This is a genomic window from Reyranella sp. (assembly GCF_036558665.1).
Taxonomy (GTDB): domain Bacteria; phylum Pseudomonadota; class Alphaproteobacteria; order Reyranellales; family Reyranellaceae; genus Reyranella.
Map to the genome: position 1 here is coordinate 1 of NZ_DATBFE010000186.1, position 3,027 is coordinate 3,027.

Here is a 3,027-nt window from a genome sequence, read left to right on the forward strand (position 1 = left end):
GCGGCGCGCGGCAGCAGGCTGCGCCAATGCTTGCGCAGGATCTGGAAGCCGCCATAGGCCCAGCGATGGCGCTGCTTCTTGTAGGCCTCGAACGTGTCGGGCAGGAGGCCATGCCCGTAGCGCCGGTTGGTGTAGTGGACCTGCCAGCCCTGCTCGAGCACGGCCAGGCCGAGGTCGCTGTCCTCGACGATGGTGTCGCTCGACCAGCCGCCCGCCGAGACCAGCGCGGCGCGCCGGATCAGGCACATGGTGCCGTGCACGATGATGGCGTTGGCCTCGTTGCGCTGGACCATTCCGATGTCGAAGAAGCCGGCATATTCGCCGTTCATCGCGTGGTGCATGACGGTGCGGTCGCCGTCGCGATGGTCCTGCGGCGCCTGCACCATCCCGACCTTCGCATCGGCGAAGACGGGCATCAGGTCCCTCAGCCAGTCGGGACGCACGACGTAATCCGCGTCGATGATGCCGATGATCTCGGCGTCGGGGGCGGTGTGCGCGAGCGCGAGGCGCAGCGCGCCCGCCTTGTAGCCGGCGACATTGTCCTCGTTGACGAACTTGAAGCGCTCGCCCAAGGCGCGGCAGTGATCCTCGATCGGGCGCCAAAACCCCGGATCGGGCGTGTTGTTGATGACCACGACGCATTCGAAATTGGGGTAGTCGAGGCGGGCGACCGCGTCGAGGGTGGCCTTGAGCATGTCCGGCGGCTCGCAATGCGCCGGCACGTGGATCGAGACCTTGGGCGCAAAGCCGTCGGGTGCGGGCAGGGCGGCCGTGATCAGACGCCGCGGGCCACGGCCGAAGGCGACCGCCGCCATCTCCTCGATGCGCGCGAGCGCGATCGCGACCAGCGGGATGAGGAGCACGATACCGAGCGCGAGCGCGAACGCGGCGCCGAGCACGAAATAGTGGGTCTGCCAGAAGGCGAAGACGGTCGCGAACCAGGCGCCGACCGCGTTGGCTGCGACCGCGAGCGTGACCGCCTCGCCGAACGTGGCGCCGTTGCGCGCCAGGATCGGCAGCGACAGCAGTAGGCCGAGCAGCAGTGCGAGGCCGCCGACCTTCCAATGATCGGGGTCCTGCACCAGCCCGGTCCAGCTGAACTTGGCGTGGCGTCCTGCGTCGAACATGCCCCAGTACATGCCGACGCCGCCTTCGTTGGTCTTCCAGGGCTGGTCGAACGCCTCGACGATGTTGTAGTCGATGCCATAGGCCTCAGCGCGCGAGATGAAATCGCGCAGCACGGTGGCCTGCTCGATGCGTCCCGGATCGGCCGCGTGCATGTTGTAGCCGCCGCTCGGCCAGCCGAACTCGGCGATGACGATGCGCTTGCCGGGATGTCGCGCGCGGAGCTGGTTGTAGGTGAGGATGGTCTGTTCGACCGCCTGGTCGGCCGGCGTGCCGCCCCAATAGGGAAGGATGTGGGCGGCGATGAAGTCGACCGCCGAGGCGAGCTTCGTCGCCGCTTCCGCCTTTTTCGCGGCATCTTCCGATTTCCTGGGGTCGGTCAGGCCGAGCCAGACGTCGAAAGTTTCGCCGGTGGTGACCGGCACCGGGCTCTGGCGCTTGACCCGCCGGATGATGGCGATCAGGTCGTCGACCGATTTGTCCGCGCGCAACATCGTCTCGTTGCCGACGACGATCGCGTTGATGTTGCTGTAGCGGCGGGCGAGTGCGATCGCCGCTTGGATCTCGCGCTCGTTGCGAGCTTCATTCTTGTCGATCCAGATGCCGAGCGTGACCTTGAGCCCGAACTCGGCGGCGATCGCCGGCACCAGTTCGCCGCCGCCAGTGGCGCTGTAGGTGCGGATGCTCTGCGTATAGGGGCTGAGGATCTTCAGATCGGCGCGGATCTGCTCCGCCGTCGGGCGGTCGCCGTAGTCGGGATGCTGCGACCGGGTGTAGGGAGAGTAGGAAATACTGGCGAGCGGAAAGTCGATGTTGGCGACCGCCTCATGCCGTTGGAGCAGACTCCATAAGCCGGCATGCACGCAGACCACGAGCGCCACCACGGCAGCGACGGTGCGCATAGAACCACTACCACGCGGGGCAGAAGGCAGAGACCCGAACCCGTCCCCTGGGTTCAAACTAAGGTCATCGACAGCGTACCTTAGCGGAAGGCGTCTTAGCAAGTAGCCATCAGTCATGGCCGTTTCAAGGAAAACAACGGCGCAGCAGAAAAAACGTTCCGAAAAAATCTAAACAGTCATTCTGAACGTCTGTACAGCTTAGCGTGCGGCTGGCTGAACAACTGTACAGCTTAGCGGTTGGTCGTGCCGGCGGGTGCCGCGGCGGTGCCCTGCGCCTCGACGCTGGGGTTGATCCAGCAGCCGTGCACTCGGCTATTGAGGGTGTCGGTCGCCTTGGGATCGATGTTGCCCTGCCGGACGACGCAGCGGAAGGTCGCCTGGATGTGGCCACCCGGGCAGCCGAACCGGTCGTAGAGATCGAGATGGCGGAACGCCGTGTCGAGATCGTCGCGCCAGAGCAGACTGACCACCCGCCGGCCGAGCCAGACGCATTCCGGGTTGCCGGCGGGGCTGCCCAAGAGCTTCTCGGCTTCGGCAAATTCGTCGATCGCCTTCTTCTGGGCCTCCTTGCCGTCGCCGGTTTGCGCCTTGTCGGGCGGCTTCTGCTCCTGGCTCTGGGCAAGCGCCGGGCTGGCCGCGAGCAACATCGCCGCGCCCAGGGCGGCGGTGAGAAGACGCAGACGGGGACGGTACATGGGTGCTCTGGAATTCATAGGCCGGGGCCGGCCGGTTGCTTCCTTCACATGCGGCCCCATTCGGTCAGCATTACGGCGGCCGCCGGTCGAAAGCAGCCGATTAAAGCAGCCGCGCACGCGCACGCCAAGACGGAAGTGCGGGTGACGGCGAAAAAGCGCCATTCACCGCGACCGCGGGCGCTTGGCACCGGCGCCGCAGCGCGATAAGCGGGGCGCCATCGGTCGGACGGCCGTGGTGGACTGACTTCAATGGGCATTGCGACCGCGCTTTTTGCCTTGGCGGCTGCGGCGATCGTCACGGCATG

At 66.3% G+C, this 3,027-nt stretch carries 3 protein-coding genes; all 3 read right to left on the reverse strand.

The genetic code is table 11. The annotated features are described in order from the left end of the window. On the reverse strand, positions 1-2,027 hold a 2,027-nt coding region (locus VH499_RS26055), incomplete at its 3' end, for a glycosyltransferase (protein WP_332055699.1). Positions 2,028-2,257: 230 nt separating this feature from the next. Then, a complete protein-coding gene (locus VH499_RS26060; protein ID WP_332055700.1) occupies positions 2,258-2,722 on the reverse strand; it encodes a beta-1-3, beta-1-6-glucan biosynthesis protein in 465 nt (154 codons plus the stop codon). 44 nt (positions 2,723-2,766) lie between these two features. Then, positions 2,767-3,027, reverse strand: a 261-nt coding sequence (locus tag VH499_RS26065; protein WP_332055701.1) for a hypothetical protein, incomplete at its 5' end; no start/stop codon positions are given.